At 69.7% G+C, this 16,251-nt stretch carries 14 protein-coding genes; 11 read left to right on the top strand and 3 right to left on the bottom strand.

Features of this window, described 5'->3' with window-relative positions; genetic code table 11:
- The first annotated feature begins 33 nt into the window (after window positions 1-33).
- From xdhC to allB, 6 genes are all read left to right on the top strand, one after another.
- Entirely contained in the window at window positions 34-708 is a 675-nt protein-coding gene (gene xdhC / locus BC102111_RS09250) for a xanthine dehydrogenase accessory protein XdhC (protein ID WP_257957710.1), read from the top strand.
- A 34-nt stretch (window positions 709-742) separates the two neighbouring features.
- On the top strand, window positions 743-2,029 hold the full coding sequence (guaD, locus tag BC102111_RS09245; RefSeq protein WP_101624143.1) for a guanine deaminase: 1,287 nt from the start codon (window positions 743-745) through the stop codon (window positions 2,027-2,029).
- Window positions 2,030-2,240: 211 nt separating this feature from the next.
- Window positions 2,241-3,053, top strand: a complete 813-nt coding sequence (locus BC102111_RS09240; protein WP_063249930.1) for a hydroxypyruvate isomerase family protein — start codon at window positions 2,241-2,243, stop codon at window positions 3,051-3,053.
- 51 nt (window positions 3,054-3,104) lie between these two features.
- Window positions 3,105-4,019 carry a 2-hydroxy-3-oxopropionate reductase gene (locus BC102111_RS09235; RefSeq protein ID WP_101624142.1) on the top strand — a complete coding sequence of 305 codons (915 nt, stop codon included), beginning with the start codon at window positions 3,105-3,107 and terminating at the stop codon, window positions 4,017-4,019.
- Window positions 4,019-5,815 carry a glyoxylate carboligase gene (gene gcl, locus BC102111_RS09230; RefSeq protein ID WP_095376101.1) on the top strand — a complete coding sequence of 599 codons (1,797 nt, stop codon included), beginning with the start codon at window positions 4,019-4,021 and terminating at the stop codon, window positions 5,813-5,815. Before BC102111_RS09235 ends, gcl begins: the two co-directional genes overlap by 1 nt.
- 69 nt (window positions 5,816-5,884) lie before the next feature.
- Window positions 5,885-7,261, top strand: a complete 1,377-nt coding sequence (allB, locus tag BC102111_RS09225) for an allantoinase AllB (RefSeq protein WP_101624141.1) — start codon at window positions 5,885-5,887, stop codon at window positions 7,259-7,261.
- An 81-nt stretch (window positions 7,262-7,342) separates the two neighbouring features.
- Here allB and BC102111_RS09220 read toward each other — a convergent pair whose 3' ends face one another.
- Window positions 7,343-7,810 (bottom strand): peroxiredoxin, encoded by a 468-nt coding sequence (locus tag BC102111_RS09220; RefSeq protein ID WP_101624140.1) that lies wholly within the window; start codon window positions 7,808-7,810, stop codon window positions 7,343-7,345.
- Window positions 7,811-7,812: 2 nt separating this feature from the next.
- Window positions 7,813-8,994 carry a glycerate kinase gene (locus BC102111_RS09215; protein WP_101624139.1) on the bottom strand — a complete coding sequence of 394 codons (1,182 nt, stop codon included), beginning with the start codon at window positions 8,992-8,994 and terminating at the stop codon, window positions 7,813-7,815.
- Window positions 8,995-9,200: 206 nt separating this feature from the next.
- On the opposite strand from BC102111_RS09215, the gene uraD reads away from it, so the two are divergent.
- The 4 genes from uraD (at window position 9,201) to aceE (ending at window position 13,918) form a co-directional block, all read left to right on the top strand.
- Window positions 9,201-9,695: a 2-oxo-4-hydroxy-4-carboxy-5-ureidoimidazoline decarboxylase gene (gene uraD, locus BC102111_RS09210; RefSeq protein ID WP_180960608.1), complete on the top strand. Its 495-nt coding sequence runs from the start codon at window positions 9,201-9,203 to the stop codon at window positions 9,693-9,695.
- Window positions 9,692-10,015, top strand: a complete 324-nt coding sequence (gene uraH / locus BC102111_RS09205; RefSeq protein WP_009378005.1) for a hydroxyisourate hydrolase — start codon at window positions 9,692-9,694, stop codon at window positions 10,013-10,015. The genes uraD and uraH overlap by 4 nt, the downstream gene beginning before the upstream one ends.
- A 149-nt stretch (window positions 10,016-10,164) precedes the next feature.
- Window positions 10,165-11,049, top strand: a complete 885-nt coding sequence (gene pucL / locus BC102111_RS09200; protein WP_009378007.1) for a factor-independent urate hydroxylase — start codon at window positions 10,165-10,167, stop codon at window positions 11,047-11,049.
- A gap of 112 nt (window positions 11,050-11,161) precedes the next feature.
- Entirely contained in the window at window positions 11,162-13,918 is a 2,757-nt protein-coding gene (aceE, locus tag BC102111_RS09195) for a pyruvate dehydrogenase (acetyl-transferring), homodimeric type (protein ID WP_101624137.1), read from the top strand.
- 6 nt (window positions 13,919-13,924) lie between these two features.
- Here the strand turns inward: aceE and BC102111_RS09190 are convergent, their stop codons facing one another.
- The gene (locus BC102111_RS09190) at window positions 13,925-14,710 is read right to left on the bottom strand and encodes an IclR family transcriptional regulator (RefSeq protein WP_009378011.1); all 786 of its coding nucleotides are present in this window, start codon (window positions 14,708-14,710) and stop codon (window positions 13,925-13,927) included.
- 155 nt (window positions 14,711-14,865) lie between these two features.
- Between BC102111_RS09190 and BC102111_RS09185 the strand changes: the two genes are divergently transcribed.
- Window positions 14,866-16,245: an NAD-dependent malic enzyme gene (locus BC102111_RS09185; RefSeq protein WP_009378013.1), complete on the top strand. Its 1,380-nt coding sequence runs from the start codon at window positions 14,866-14,868 to the stop codon at window positions 16,243-16,245.
- Window positions 16,246-16,251: the final 6 nt, after the last annotated feature.

Below are 16,251 nucleotides of genomic sequence, written 5' to 3'. Positions count from 1 at the left end.
GAGCGAAGATGATCGTCACCGCCGATGACCTCTATGGGACCATCGGCGGGGGGAAACTCCGGAGATGCCCCCATCCCCCCGCCCCGGGAGATCCTCCCGGGGCACCCGGGCGATGCGGGCGACCGCCTCTTCGAACCGGAGATGCTCACCCTGCGGCTCAACGACAAGGCACCGGCGAAGTACGGTCGGCAGTGCTGCGGGGGCGAGGTCGCCCTCCTCCTCGAGCCGCTGCCCGTGCCCGCCACGGTCGCGATCTTCGGGGCCGGCAACATCGGCCTCGAGCTCACGCGGATCCTCGCCCGCCACGAGATTGACCTCCACGTGACCGACTCGCGGCCCGAGCACTTGGGCGAGCTCGACCGGCTCGAGCCCCCGGTGGCCGAGCTCAGCCGCCACTTCGCCGTCGTCGGCGAAGAGGTGCTCACGTCCCTGCCGCCGGGCTCGCACGTGTTCATCATGACCCACGATCACGCTGAGGACCTCCACCTCTGCCAGGCCGCGCTGAGCCGCGGCGACCTCGGCACGATCGGGCTCATCGGCTCGAGCGCGAAATGGCAGCGCTTCCGCAAGGCCCTCATCGCCGACGGCCACGCCCCCGAGGTCGTCGACACGATCTCGTGCCCCATCGGTCTGCCCGCCCTGACCGGGAAGCATCCTGCGACGATCGCGCTCAGCGTCGCCGCGGACCTCCTCAGCCGGCTGCGCTGACCCCTTTTCCCACCCTTCTGAGAGGAGCACCACCATGCAGATCTTCCGTGCCCGCGTCTTCGACACCCCCGCCGATCCCTTCGCCGGGGGCACCCTGCGATCGGAGTCCGACACCGCGCTCGTCGTCGACTCCGGACGCATCGTCGCCCGCACCGACTTCTCCACCGCCAGGGAGCGCCATCCCTATGCCGAGGTCGTCGACCTCCGCACCGGCGTCCTCCTCCCCGGATTCGTCGACACCCACGTCCACTTCCCGCAGATCCGGGCGATCGGACACCTCGGCCGGCCGCTGCTCGACTGGCTCGACCAGTGCGCCCTGCCCGAGGAGGCGAAGCTCGGCGACGACGCCTACGCCCGGGCGCTGGCCGGGGAGTTCCTCACCGGACTGACGAGTGCCGGGACCACCTCGGCGATGGTCTTCGGATCCCATTTCGCCTCCGCGGTCGACATCCTCTTCGCCCAGGCCGCCGAGGTGGGGCTGCGGATCACGACGGGACTGGTCACCAGCGACCGGAACCTCCCCGACATCCTCCTCACCGACGTCGACCGCTCCGTACGCGAGAGCCAGGAGCTCATCGACCGCTGGCACGGGAAGGGGCGGCTGCGCTTCGCGGTGACCCCGCGGTTCTCGTTCTCCGCCGGACCCGAACTCCTCGCCGCGGGCGGGCAGCTCGTCGCGGACAACCCGGGGATCTGGGTGACCTCGCACCTCAACGAGAACCGCGACGAGGTCGCCGGGGTCGCAGAGATCCACCCGGAGGCGAGCGACTACCTCGACACGTACGACCGCGCGGGACTGCTCGGGAGGCAGACGATCCTCGCCCACAACGTCCACCCCACCGACCGGGAGCTGGGGCGCATGGGGGAGGCGGGGGCGGCGGCAGCGCACTGCCCGACGTCGAACTCGGCGCTTGCGAGCGGCTTCTTCCCGCTGCGGCGCCACCTCGACGCAGGCGTCCGGGTGGCGCTCGGCTCCGACGTCGGGGCCGGCACCGGGTTCTCCCTGCTCAAGGAGGGCGTGCAGGCGTACTTCATGCAGCAGCTCGACCCCGCAGGCGGAGTGCCGCTGACCTCGACCCACCTCCTCCACCTCGCGACCTCGGCCGGAGCCGGGGCGCTCGGCCTCGACGAGACGGTCGGCGACCTGTCCGTGGGCAAGCGCTTCGACGCCGTCTTCGTCGATCCCGCGGCCGGGCAGCCGCTCGACGTCGGCCTCGCCCACGCCGAATCCGATGAGGATGCGCTCGCGAAGATCTTCGCCCTCGGCACCCCCGCCGACCTCACGCGGGTGTGGGTCGACGGAGACCTCGTCAAAGGCTGAGGCTTCGTCAGAGCCTGAGGTCAGCCTGCCAGCAGCCCTCCGGGCGCTCGGCCACCCCCAGCAGGGTGGTCAGCTCCGGAGGGCTTTTCGCATCGAGGGCTGCTGGTCTTGACTCCCCACTCCGCCGATGCGTATGCTGTTTTCATCCAACGGAAATGAACTTCCACAATACGGAAACTTCCGCAAATCGCAGAGTCGCGAAGGAGACCCGATGTCGACGTTCGACTTCACTCAGGCAGACAGCTACATCCTCAACTGTTCCACCCTGCTCACCGAACTCCCCGTTCTCGAACGCGCGCAGGCCGCGAAGGACGCAGGCTTTGCCAAGGTCGAGTTCTGGTGGCCCTTCGACGGCGACCCGACGCCGAGCCCCGCCGAGGTCGACGCGTTCATCGCCTCCCTCGAATCCGCCGGCGTCGAGCTCAAGGGCCTGAACTTCTGGGCCGGGGACATGGCCGCAGGTGACCGCGGCATGGTCTCGATCCCCGGCTCGCAGGCCGACTTCACAAAGAACGCGGAGATCGTCGCCGGCATCGGCGAACGCACCGGGTGCCGCGCCTTCAACGCCCTCTACGGGCTGCGCGTCGACGACTCGACCCCGGAGGAGCAGGACGCCGTGGCGCTGGAGAACCTCGCCGTCGCCGCCCGTGCCGTGGCCGGCATCGGCGGCACCGTCCTCGTCGAACCCGTCTCCGGGGCGGACGCCTACCCGCTCAAGACCGCCGCCGATGCGGCCGCAGTCGTCGAGGCGGTCCGTGCCGGCGGGGCGGAGAACATCGCCGTCCTCGCCGACTTCTTCCACATGGCCGTCAACGGCGACGACGTCGCCGCCGCGATCGAATCCGGGGCCGCGGACTTCGGCCACATCCAGATCGCCGACGCCGAGGGCCGCGGAGCCCCGGGAACCGGGCAGCTGCCGCTGAGGGAGTGGATCGACCGCTCCTTCGCCCTCGGCTACTCCGGGCAGATCGCGCTCGAGTACAAGCAGGACCGCGAGACCGCCTTCGCGTGGCTCGCCCACTGACCGACCGCCTCGGCGGCTGACCACCCCGACCCATTGCAAAGGACAGAGAACATGACCACCATCGCCTTCATCGGACTCGGCATCATGGGACTTCCCATGGCGAAGAACCTCGTCGACGCCGGCTTCACCGTCCGCGGCTTCAACCGCACCCCCGCCAAGGCCGAGGACCTCGCCGCCGCCGGCGGGCAGGCCGCAGCCACGATCGCCGAGGCGGTCGACGGGGCCGACGTCATCGCCACCATGGTCCCCGACTCGCCCGACGTCGAAGCCGTGCTGGACGGGATCCTCGCCGCCGCGAAGCCGGGAGCGATGTGGATCGACTTCTCGACGATCCGGCCCGACGTCGCCAAGGAGCTCGCCGCGCAGGCGAAGGAGGCCGGACTCAAGCCCCTCGACGCCCCGGTCTCCGGCGGTGAGCCCGGCGCCGTCGACGGCGTCCTCTCGATCATGGTCGGCGGTGACGAGGCCGACTTCGCGGCCGCCTCCGAGGTCTTCGAGGCGGTCGGGAAGACGATCGTCCACGTCGGCCCCTCGGGCGCCGGCCAGACCGTCAAGGCCGCGAATCAGCTCATCGTCGCCGGCAACATCGGACTCCTCGCCGAGGCGGTCGTCTTCCTCGAGGCCTACGGCGTCGACACCGCCTCGGCGCTCGAAGTCCTCGGCGGCGGACTCGCCGGCTCCAAGGTGCTCGAGCAGAAGGGGCAGAAGATGCTCGACCGCGAATTCGCCCCCGGATTCCGGCTCGCGCTCCACCACAAGGACATGGGCATCGTCACCGCCGCCGCCCGCGAGGCCGGGGTGACGATCCCGCTCGGCGCCGCCGTCGCCCAGCTCGTCGCCGCCACCGTCGCCCAGGGCAACGGCGGACTCGACCACTCCGGCCTCCTCACCGTCGTCGAGCAGCTCTCGGGAACGACCGCCTCGGCGGAGGACGAGGACGCGGACGCACAGGAAGGAGCGGCGTGATGACGAGAATGCGCGCAGTCGACGCCATCGTCCTCATCCTCGAGAAGGAAGGCGCGACCGAGACCTTCGGCCTGCCGGGAGCCGCGATCAACCCGCTGTATGCGGCGATGCGGGCCCACGGCGGGATCCGCCACACGCTCGCCCGCCATGTCGAGGGCGCCTCGCACATGGCCGACGGATTCACGCGGGCGGCACCGGGGAACATCGGGGTCTGCCTCGGCACCTCGGGACCGGCGGGCACGGACATGATCACCGGTCTCTATGCGGCTGCCGCGGACTCGCAGCCGATCCTCTGCATCACCGGGCAGGCGCCGGTCGCCGTCCTCGACAAGGAGGACTTCCAGGCCGTCGACATCGCGGCGATCGCCGCCCCCGTGACGAAGATGGCGAAGACCGTCCTCGAAGCGGGGCAGGTGCCCGGTGTCTTCCAGAAGGCGTTCCAGCTCATGCGCTCGGCGCGTCCGGGGCCCGTCCTCATCGACCTGCCCATCGACGTCCAGCAGACGGAGATCGACTTCGACATCGACACCTACGAGCCGCTGCCCGTCGACCGGCCGCAGGCCACCCCGGCGCAGGCGGAGCGGATCCTCGACCTCATCGCCGAGGCGAAGCATCCGCTCATCATCGCCGGCGGCGGGATCTTGGGTGCCGATGCCAGTGAGCGGCTCGTCGAGTTCGCCGAACTCACCTCGATCCCCGTCTCGCCCACACTCATGGGGTGGGGCACGATCCCCGACAGCCACCCGCTGGCCGCCGGCATGGTCGGGATCCAGACGCACGTGCGCTACGGCAATGCGTCCTTCCTCGAATCCGACCTCGTCATCGGCATCGGCAACCGTTGGGCCAACCGTCACACCGGTGACCTCTCCGTCTACCGGAAGGGGCGGAGGTTCGTCCACATCGACATCGAGCCGACCCAGATCGGGCGCGTCTTCGCCCCCGACTACGGCGTCGTCTCCGACGCCGGGGCCGCCCTCGACGCGCTGCTCGACGCCGCCCGCGGCCGGGCCGCCGGTCGTGGCCTGCCCGACTTCACGGAGTGGGCGCACTCGTGCACGCAGCGGAAGTCGACCGAACATCGGAAGACGAACTACACGGAGAAGCCGATCAAGCCGCAGCGGGTCTACCAGGAGATGAACACCGCCTTCGGCGAAGACGTCACGTACGTCTCGACGATCGGGCTGAGCCAGATCGCCGGCGCGCAGATGCTCCACGTCTACCGGCCCCGGCACTGGATCAACGCCGGTCAGGCCGGTCCGCTCGGATGGACGGGGCCGGCGGCGCTGGGAGTCGCGAAGGGCAAGCCCGGGCAGACGGTCGTCGCGCTCTCGGGCGACTACGACTTCCAGTTCATGATCGAGGAGCTCGCGGTCGGTGCGCAGCACCGGATCCCCTACGTCCACGTCGTCGTCAACAACTCCTACCTCGGCCTCATCCGGCAGTCCCAGCGCGGCTTCGACATGGACTATCAGGTCTCGCTCGCCTTCGACAACATCAACTCCACGGGCGAGACCGCCGGCTACGGCGTCGACCACGTCGCCGTCGCCCAGGGGCTCGGCTGCAAGGCGCTGCGCGTCGAGGATCCCGAGCTCATCGGGGAAGGGCTGCGCGTGGCCAAGGAGCTCATGGACGAACACCAGGTGCCCGTCGTCGTCGAGATCATCCTCGAGAGGATCACGAACATCTCGATGGGGCTCGCCCTCGATGCCATCAACGAGTTCGACGTCCTCGCCCAGACCCCGGCCGACGCCCCCACCGCGCTCACCCCGCTGAGCGAACTCGCAGCAGCGAAGTGACCGATCGCCGGTATACCATGGCCCCGTGAGCGGGGCCGACCCTAGGCTCAGGAATTCGAGGAGGAACCCATGAGCGTCGATGGCGCACAGACCCAGACGCCGGCCGAGGCCGATGCCGGCGTCGATCTCATCATCCGCGCGAAGCGCGCGCTCCTGCCCGAGGGCATCGCCGCCGCCGAGGTGGCCGTGCGCGACGGACGGATCGTCGAGATCGCGACGGGGGAGGACCGGGTGAGCACCACCTCGGCGCAGGTCCTCGACGTCGACGACACGCAGGTGCTCCTGCCCGGCCTCGTCGACACCCACGTCCACGTCAACGATCCCGGACGCAGCGAATGGGAGGGATTCGCCTCGGCGACGAAGGCGGCGGCGGCCGGGGGCGTGACGACGATCCTCGACATGCCGCTCAACTCCCTGCCCCCGACGGTCGATGTCGACGCCCTGGAGACGAAGCGGGCCGTCGCCGCACCCAAGGCCTTCGTCGACGTCGGCTTCTGGGGCGGGGCGATCCCCGGCAACACCGGGGAGCTGCGCCCCCTCCACGAGGCCGGGGTCTTCGGCTTCAAGTGCTTCCTCGAGGACTCCGGCGTCGACGAGTTCCCGCCGCTCACCCCGGCGGAGATGGAGACCGACCTCGCGGAGATCGCGGGCTTCGACGGCCTCCTCATCGTCCACGCCGAGGACCACGCGGTCATGGCCGAGGCCCCGACCGCCTCGGGGCGGAGGTTCGCCGACTTCCTCGCCTCCCGCCCCCGCGAAGCCGAGAACGTCGCGATCGGACGCGTCATCGACGCCGCACGCGCCACCGGCGGGCGCGCGCACATCCTCCACCTCTCCTCCGCCGATGCGCTGCCCCAGATCGCCGAGGCGAAGGCCGAGGGGGTCCGGCTCACCGTCGAGACCTGCCCCCACTACCTCGTCTTCTCCGCCGAGGAGATCCCCGACGGGGCGACGACGCACAAGTGCTGCCCGCCGATCCGCGAGGAGGCCAACCGGGAGGCCCTGTGGCAGGGGCTCATCGACGGCACGATCGACTGCATCGTCTCCGACCACTCGCCCTCGACCGCGGAGCTCAAACTCCTCGAGTCCGGTGACTTCGGAGCGGCATGGGGCGGGATCTCCTCCCTCCAGCTCGGCCTCCCGCTCGTCTGGACGGAGGCGCAGCGGCGGGGCATCGGGCTCGCCGAGGTGGTCCGCTGGATGTCGGCCGCCCCCGCGGCGATCGCCCGCGTCGAGGGCAAAGGGTCGATCGCGGTGGGCAACTCCGCGGACTTCGCGCTCTTCGCCCCCGAGGAGGAGTGGACGGTGTCTGCGACCGAGCTCCACCACCGCAACCAGATCACCGCCTACGACCAGCGCACCGTGCGCGGGGCCGTGAGGCAGACCCTGCTCGCCGGCACTCCCGTCGACTTCGACGCCCCGCACGGCCGCCTGCTCACGGCCTGATCGCGCCCCGACGACGACGCGGCACCGCAGGACTTCTGCGGTGCCGCGTCGTCGTGTGCCCTCAGGCTGAGGCGTCGAGTCTCAGACGTCGAGGGTCTCTCGGAGGCGACGGACATGGCCGTCGGGGGAGACGTTGTACTCGGCGAGCTGCAGCGCGCCCGACTCGTCGACGACGAAGGTCGAACGCAGCGTGCCTTCGACGGTGCGGTCGCCGATCGTCTTCTCCCCGAAGCTGCCGTAGGCCTTCGCGACGGCGCTGTCTGAGTCGGAGAGCAGCGGGAAGGTCAGCGACTCGTCCGCGGCGAACGACTGGAGCTCCTCGGGGCTGTCGGGGGAGACCCCGAGCACGGCGAAGCCTCCGGCGGTCAGGGAGGCGAGGTTGTCGCGGAAGTCGCACGCCTCGGTCGTGCAGCCCGGAGTCGCGGCCTTCGGGTAGAAGTAGAGGATGAACCGCTGTCCTGCGAGACCCTCCTTCGAATAGGTCCGGCCGTCGGCGTCCTGGAGGGAGAAGTCCGGTGCCTGCTGGCCGACGGTGAGTGTGTTCGCCATGATCAGTGCCCTTTCGGTTGGTGTCCTGCCTGCTGGTGCCCGGCCGCCACGAGCGCGCATGCATGGGCGGCGGTCGATTCGATGAGGTCCTCAGCCTGCGCCGAGAGTTCGGAGAGGTCCGCCGGCCCCGGGGCGATCGAGAGCGCCGCGGTGATGCCGGCCTCCCGGCACTCGGCGGGAGTGAGTGCGACCCGTCCGGCGACGACGATGATGCTCGCCGAGGCGGGGGCATGATCGCGGACGGCCGCGACGACCTTGCCCCCGAGCGACTGCGAGTCGAACGACCCCTCCCCGGTGAGGACGAGATCGGCGTCGGCGAGGGACTGAGACAGCCCGACCGCCTCGGCGACCATCGTCGACCCGGGCACGACCTCGGCGCCGAGGAGGGCGGTGAGCGCGAGCGGGATCCCGCCGGCGGCTCCGAATCCGGGGGTCGCGGCCATCGACTCGGCCTCGGCTGCGGACCCGGCGAGCACCTCGGCGACGTGGGTGAGACCGGCATCGAGACGCTCGACGGCGGGGGCATCGGCGCCCTTCTGCGGACCGAACACGGCAGCGGCGCCGCGGGGACCGGTGAGCGGGTTGTCGACGTCGACGGCGATGCGCCAGCGCACGGCGCGGGCACGCGGGTCGAGGCCGGAGTCGTCGACGGCGGACAGCGACGCCAGACCACCGCCGCCGGGCGGGATGGGTTCGCCCGCCGCATCGGTGAACCTGGCCCCGAGCGCGGTGACGATTCCGGTGCCGCCGTCGGTGCTCGCCGAGCCGCCGATGCAGAGGAGGATCTCGTCGACCCCCTCCTCGAGGACGCGGGAGGCGATGAGGCCGACGCCGTAGGTTCCCGCCCGCTCGGGTTCGAGAGGCACGTCGGAGACTTGGGGCAGACCATTGGCCTGGGCCGCCTCGATGACCGCGGTCCTCCCGTCGGCGGAGAGCCCGTAGCGGGCGGTGGTCGGGCGCCCGAGCGCGTCGACGACGTCGACGGTCCGCGCCGGGGTGCCCCAGACGGCCAGCAGCGCTTCGAGCGTGCCCTCACCGCCGTCGGCGAAGGGCAGCTGCGTGATCCGCGCGCTGGGGAAGGCCCGGGCCGCTCCACGGGCGAGTGCCGCGGCCGCGGCGGGGGCACCGGCTGAGCCCTTGAAGGAATCGGGCGCGCAGACGATGACGGGGGCTTCTTCGCTCATGAGCACATTCAACCTCACGGTTCCACTCGACACCACTGGCGCACTTGCGTTCATCATACGGAAAAATATTTCCGAAAGCGATGACTTTCCCGGTGCTACCGCGGGTCTCATCGTCACGGTGGGTGGATTTGACATCGCTGTGAGACCCGGGCCACACTCGAGGCAACGAATGGAAGAGTGCTTCCGAGATGCGAAACGAGGTCGATGTGGACCTGATCGAATTCGATCGGCTGCCGGAGGGTGAGGCCCGCGAGGTCGTGCGCCCGTGCCTCGACGTCGAGCGCTGGATCTCCGGCGTCGTCGCCGGTCGCCCCTACGCCGATGTCGAGGCGGCGCTCGAGCGTGCCCGCACCGTCGCCTCGCCGCTGCGGCCCGAGGAGATCTCCGCCGCGCTCGCCCATCATCCCCGGATCGGGGAGAAGGCCGTAGGCGATTCCGCCGAGGCTGCCCATTCCTCCCGCGAACAGGCCGGACTCGGCGCCCTCGACGGATCCGTCGAGGAGCGTCTGCGCGCCGGCAACGCCGCCTACGAGGAGCGCTTCGACCGGGTCTTCCTCATCCGCGCCGCCGGCCGCACGCCGGAGGAGATCCTGGCCGAACTCGACCGCCGCATGACCAACACGCCCGAGGACGAACTCGCCGAGGTGGGCGACCAGCTCATCGAGATCGCCGTCCTCCGACTCTCAGGGATCCTCGCATGAGCTTCATCACCGCCCACGCCCTCGACTCGACCGCAGGCACTCCGGCCGCGGACCTCGCCGTCACCCTCTTCGACGGGGACACCGAGATCGTCAGCGCCCGCACCGACGCGGGCGGCCGGGTCAGCGACTTCGGACCCGAGCGCCTCGAGCCGGGAACCTACCGAATCGTCTTCGGCACCGGAGAGTACTTCGAGGCCCAGGGCATGGACCACTTCCACCCGCAGGTGACGATCGACTTCACCGTCAAGGAGGGCGAAGCCCACTACCACATCCCGCTGCTGCTCAGCCCGTTCGCGTACAGCACGTACCGGGGAAGCTGAGGCACCACAGCACTGCGCGACCACAGACACCAGGGGAAGCAGGCCCCCTGCAGGATCTCCATCCTCAACAAACCGCCGAAGCTCGCCGGAGACCCGGCAGCCTCGTTTTCGATATCCGGGCCGATCACGGCACAACGAGGAGTACGGCAATGAGCACAGTGAAACTCACGACGAACCAGTACGGCAAGGCGGAGAACCGCCTCATGCGGGTCTACCGCGACACCGACCGCCACGAGATCCGTGATCTCAACGTCACCTCCCAGCTGTGGGGCGACTTCGAGACCGCGCACACCGAGGGCGACAACGAGCACGTCGTCGCCACGGACACCCAGAAGAACACGATCTTCGCGAAGGCGAAAGAGCTCGGAGTGACCTCCCCGGAGCAGTTCCTCCTCGGGCTCGCCGACCACTTCACCTCAAGCTTCGACTGGGTGAGCGGCGGACGCTGGGAGGCCGAGGAGTTCGGCTGGGACCGGATCAACGACCACGACCACTCGTTCTACCGAGCCGCCCCCGAGGTGCGCACGGCGCTGCTCACCCGTGACGGCGACAAGGACACCCTCATCTCCGGCTTCCGCGACCTCACGGTGCTCAAGACCACCGGCTCCGGATTCGTCGGCTACCCGCGGGACAAGTACACGACGCTGCCGGAGACCGAGGACCGGATACTGGCGACCGACATCGCCACCCGCTGGGTCTACAACACGACCGACCTCGACTTCGAGGCGACGTACGAGAAGGTCAAGGCGATCATCCTCGACGCCTTCACCGACCACTACTCGAAGGCCCTGCAGCAGACCCTGTACAAGATGGGCGAGAAGGTCATCGACCAGGTCGACGAGATCGACGAGATCCGCTTCTCGTGCCCGAACAAGCACCATTTCCTCTACGACATCGAGCGCTTCGAGCTCGAGAACCCGAACGAGGTCTTCATCGTCGCCGACCGTCCCTACGGTCTCATCGAGGCGACCTTCACCCGCGACGGCGTCGAGGAGTCGAAGGACGCCTGGACGAACGTCCGGGGCTTCTGCTGACCCGCTAGAGCGGACTCGGACCCGCGGGAGACCCTCCCGCGGGTCCGTTCGTCGACCCCGCACCGCGTTGACCCCGACTTTTCGTCGACCCCTGACAGAGAGGCAAACCCCGATGACTGCACTGTCCTCCCGCCCCGACCACACCACCGCAACCAGCACCACCGCAACCACCGCCGACGAGGAGGTCGACGAGTGGCTCGAGTCCTGGGAGGGGCTCGTGAGCACCCAGGGCACCCTGCGCGCCGGTGAGATCATGGAGGCCCTGCGCCGGAGGGCGGCGACGAACTCCGTCGCCCAGCCCAAGGTGACGACGACGGACTACGTCAACACCATCCCGGCCGACCAGGAGCCCGCCTATCCGGGGGATGAGCGCCTCGAGCGCCGCTACCGGAAGTGGCTGCGCTGGAACGCCGCGATGCTCGTCCACCGGGCCCAGCGGCCGGAGATCTCCGTCGGCGGGCACATCTCGACCTATGCCGGGGCGGCGACACTCTACGAGATCGGGCTGAACAACTTCTTCCGCGGCCAGGACCATCCCGGCGGCGGCGACCAGGTGTTCTTCCAGGGCCATGCCTCCCCGGGCATGTACTCCCGCGCCTACCTCGAGGGCAGGCTCACCGAGGCGCAGCTCGACGGCTTCCGCCAGGAGGCCTCCCGGGCGCCGAACGGCCTGAGCTCCTACCCGCACCCGCGCCTCATGCCCGGCTTCTGGCAGTTCCCGACCGTGTCGATGGGGCTCGGGCCGATCAACGCGATCTACCAGGCGCAGATGAACCGCTACCTCCACCACCGCGGGATCGCCGACACCTCCGAGCAGCGGGTGTGGGCGTTCCTCGGCGACGGGGAGATGGACGAACCCGAATCGCGCGGCGCACTCCAGCTCGCGGCGAACGAGGGGCTCGACAACCTCACGTTCGTCGTCAACTGCAACCTCCAGCGCCTCGACGGGCCCGTGCGCGGCAACGGCAAGATCGTCCAGGAGCTCGAGGCGGTCTTCACCGGCGCCGGCTGGAATGTCATCAAGGTCCTCTGGGGCCGCGAATGGGACTCCCTGCTCGCCGCCGACCGCACCGGTGAGCTCGTGCGGATCATGAACGAGACCCTCGACGGGGACTACCAGACGTTCAAGGCCGAGTCCGGTGGGTTCATCCGCGACAACTTCTTCGGCCGCTCTCCGGTGACGAAGGGCCTCGTCGAGCACCTCAGCGACGACGACATCTGGAACCTCAAGCGCGGCGGCCACGACTACCAGAAGGTCTTCGCCGCCTACGACCGGGCGGTCCGGGAGCCCGATCGGCCCACCGTCGTCCTCGTCCAGACCGTCAAGGGCTACGGCTTGGGGACGAGCTTCGAGTCGCGCAATGCGACCCATCAGATGAAGAAGTTCTCCGCCGATGACATCAAGGCCTTCCGTGACCGGATGGACATCCCGATCTCCGATGCCGTCATCGATGCCGACCCGTACCAGGTGCCCTACTACCATCCGGGACCCGACGACGAGGCGATCGAGTACCTCATCGAGCGGCGCCGCCGCCTCGGCGGGTTCGTCCCCGAACGGAGGACCGAGCGCGGTGCGATCACCCTGCCCGCGGTGAGCGAGAAGGCCTTTGCCCAGACCAAGAAGGGATCAGGGCAGCAGAAGGCGGCGACGACGATGGCCTTCGTCCGCCTGCTCAAGGACCTCATGCGCGAGAAGGGCGTGGGGGAGCGGATCGTGCCGATCATCCCCGACGAGGCGAGGACCTTCGGCATCGACGCATTCTTCCCGACGGCGAAGATCTACAACCCCAACGGGCAGAACTACCTCGCCGTCGACCGGGAGCTCTTCCTCTCCTACAAGGAGGCGAGCTCCGGTCAGCTCCTCCACGTCGGGATCAACGAGGCGGGGGCGGCCGCCGGGTTCACCGCCGCCGGCACCGCGTACTCGACACATGGGCAGCCGATGATCCCCATCTACGTCTTCTACTCGATGTTCGGCTTCCAGCGCACCGGCGACGCGTTCTGGGCGGCCGCCGACCAGATGACCCGCGGGTTCATCATCGGTGCGACCGCGGGGCGGACGACCCTGACCGGGGAGGGGCTCCAGCACGCGGACGGGCACTCGCCCGTGCTCGCGGCGACGAACCCGGCCGTGCGGATCTACGATCCCGCCTTCGGCTACGAGATCGGCCACATCATGCGCGACGGCCTCCACCGGATGTACGGCGAGCACGACCTCGGCGAGGCGGTGCGCAACGTCATGTACTACCTCACCGTCTACAACGAGCCGATGGTCCAGCCGGCCGAACCCGAGGACGTCGACGTCGAGGGGATCCTCAGGGGCATCCACCGGATCGCCGAGGCGGGGGCAGGGTCGCGTCCGCGCGTGCAGCTCCTCGCCTCAGGGGTCGCGGTGCCGTGGGCGCTCGAGGCCCGCGGGCTGCTCGCCCAGGACTGGGACGTCGATGCCGCCGTGTGGTCGGTGACCTCGTGGGCGGAGCTGCGCCGGGACGGACTCGAGTGCGAGGCCGCGCGCCTCACCGACGTCGAGGCCGCCCCGCGGGTGCCCTACGTCCGCCACCGCCTCGGCGGGGAACCGGGTCCGATCGTCGCCACCAGCGACTTCGACTCGACGCAGCCGGATCTCATCCGGCCCTTCCTCTCCCAGGACTTCGCGACGCTCGGCGCCGACGGGTTCGGCTTCTCCGACACACGGGCAGCAGCCCGGCGTCACTTCCGCATCGACGCCCATTCGATGGTCGTCCGGGCCCTGCAGCTCCTCGCCGACCGGGGCGAGGTGCCGACTGCGGCCCCCGCCGAGGCGGCCCGGAGGTACCGACTCGACGACGTCAGCGCGGGCAGCTCGGGCACGGCGGGCGGGGATGCCTGAGGGGGCTCAGGAGCCGCGGCGCATGTCGCGGGAGATCTGCTCGGCCGCCGAGCGGAGCAGGGGGATCGCGCGGTCGGCGAAGTCCTCGTCGACGCGGCTGATCGGCCCGGAGACGGAGATCGCGAGCGGGGACGGGGCATCGGGGACGGACATCGCGAAGCAGCGCACCCCGAGCTCCTGCTCCTGTTCGTCGATCGAGTACCCGCGCTGACGGATCCGCTCGAGTTCGGCTTCGAGCTCCTCGATCGTGCCGATGCTGTGCTCGGTCGGGGTGGGCATGCCCGCGGTGGTGACGATGTGGCGGACCTGCTCGGGGTCGAGCTCGGCGAGGATCGCCTTGCCCACACCGGTGTCGTGCATATGGGTGCGGCGTCCCACCTCGGTGAACATCCGCATCTGCCGCTCGGAGGCGACCTGATCGACGTAGACGACCATGTCCCCGTCGAGGGTCGCGACGTTCGCGGACTCGCCGAGCTCCTCGACCAGCGTGCGCAGGTAGGGTCGGGCGATCGCCCCGAGCTGCGCACCGGCGAGATTGCCCAGGCGCACGAGTCCCGGCCCGAGTGCGTAGCCGCGGCCCGGCAGCTGACGGACGACGCCGAGGCCGAGCAGGGTCGAGAGCAGCCGGTGGATCGTCGGCAGGGGGAGGTTGACGTCGGCGGCGATGTGGCTGAGCGTGGCCGAGCCGGAGGAGTTCGCGATGCACTCGAGGAGGCCGAACGCGCGCTCGACGGACTGCACCCCGCCCTTGGTCTGGCGGATCGCGGGGGTGGCTGAGTCGTTCGTGGTCATCCGTAGTCCTCTTCCTCGAAGTGGGCGACACCTCCGCTCAGTCTACTGCGGAATGGAAGAAAGTTTCCGTTGACCGCCCGCTCCCGCTAGATTTTCCATGATGCAGAAGCTAACATCCGTAATACGGAAATGATTCCATCAGAGAGGATGACATCATGGCTGTTCCCAGCCCCGGATACTCCATCACCCTGCGTGTGGCCACGGCCGTCGGGCAGTCGTCGACCTCGGACCTCGTGGCCGCGGCCGCGGCGACCGGGGCCGGCATCACCGCGCTCGACGTCGTCGAGTCCACCCCGGACACCGTCGTCATCGACGTCAGTGCCGACACCCGCGACGTCGCCCACGCCGAGGAGGTCTCGACCGAGCTGAGCGCCCTGCCCGGCGTCGACGTCCGGAAGGTCTCCGATCGGACCTTCCTCCTCCACCTCGGCGGGAAGCTCGAATCGACGCCGAAGGTGCCGCTGCGCAACCGCGACGACCTCTCCCGTGCCTACACCCCCGGCGTGGCTCGGGTGTGCAAGGCGATCGCTGCGAACAAGGACGACGCGAGGCGCCTGACGATCAAACGCAACACCGTCGCCGTCGTCACGGACGGGACCGCGGTCCTCGGCCTCGGCGACATCGGGCCCGAAGCGGCGATGCCGGTGATGGAGGGCAAGGCCGTCCTCTTCAAGCAGTTCGCGGGGGTCGATGCGTGGCCGGTGGCCCTCGACACGAAGGACACCGAGGAGATCATCGCGATCTGCAAGGCCATCGCCCCGGCCTACGGGGGGATCAACCTCGAGGACATCTCGGCCCCACGCTGCTTCGAGATCGAACGCCGCCTGCGCGCCGAACTCGACATCCCCGTCTTCCACGACGACCAGCACGGCACGGGCATCGTCACGCTCGCGGCGCTGAAGAACGCCCTCAAGGTCGTCGGCAAGGACATCGCCGAGGTGCGCATCGTCGTCTCCGGGGTCGGTGCTGCCGGGCACGCGATCATCCGTCTCCTCCAGGTCGCCGGGGCGCAGACGATCATCGCATGCGGTCGGGACGGGGCGATCGGACCGAACTCGACCGTCGACACCGAGCACAAGGTGTGGCTGAAGGAGAACACGAACCCCGAGGGCTTCGAGGGCAGCCTCAAGGAGGCGGTCCGCGGTGCCGACGTCTTCATCGGCGTCTCGGCTCCGAACGTGCTGAACGGTGACGACATCGCCGCGATGAATGACGGGGCGCTCGTCTTCGCGATGGCCAACCCCGATCCCGAGGTCGACCCCGCCGAGGCGCTCAAGCACGCCGCCGTCGTCGCCACCGGGCGCAGCGACTACCCGAACCAGATCAACAACGTCCTCGCGTTCCCCGGGATCTTCCGCGGTCTCCTCGACGCCGAGGCCACCGACGTCGACGAGTCGATCATGGTCGCCGCCGCCGACGCGATCGCCTCGTGCATCCCGGAGGAGGACCTCCATCCCGGCTACGTCGTGCCCTCGGTCTTCGACCCCGAGGTCGCGAAGAAGGTCGCCGAGGCGGTCGCCGCGGTCTCGCGGTGAATGTGG

This window comes from Brevibacterium casei CIP 102111 (genome assembly GCF_900169275.1).
GTDB classification, from domain to species: domain Bacteria; phylum Actinomycetota; class Actinomycetes; order Actinomycetales; family Brevibacteriaceae; genus Brevibacterium; species Brevibacterium casei.
The sequence above is the reverse complement of the archived record's forward strand: the minus strand, read 5'-3'. Positions and strand labels throughout refer to the sequence as shown.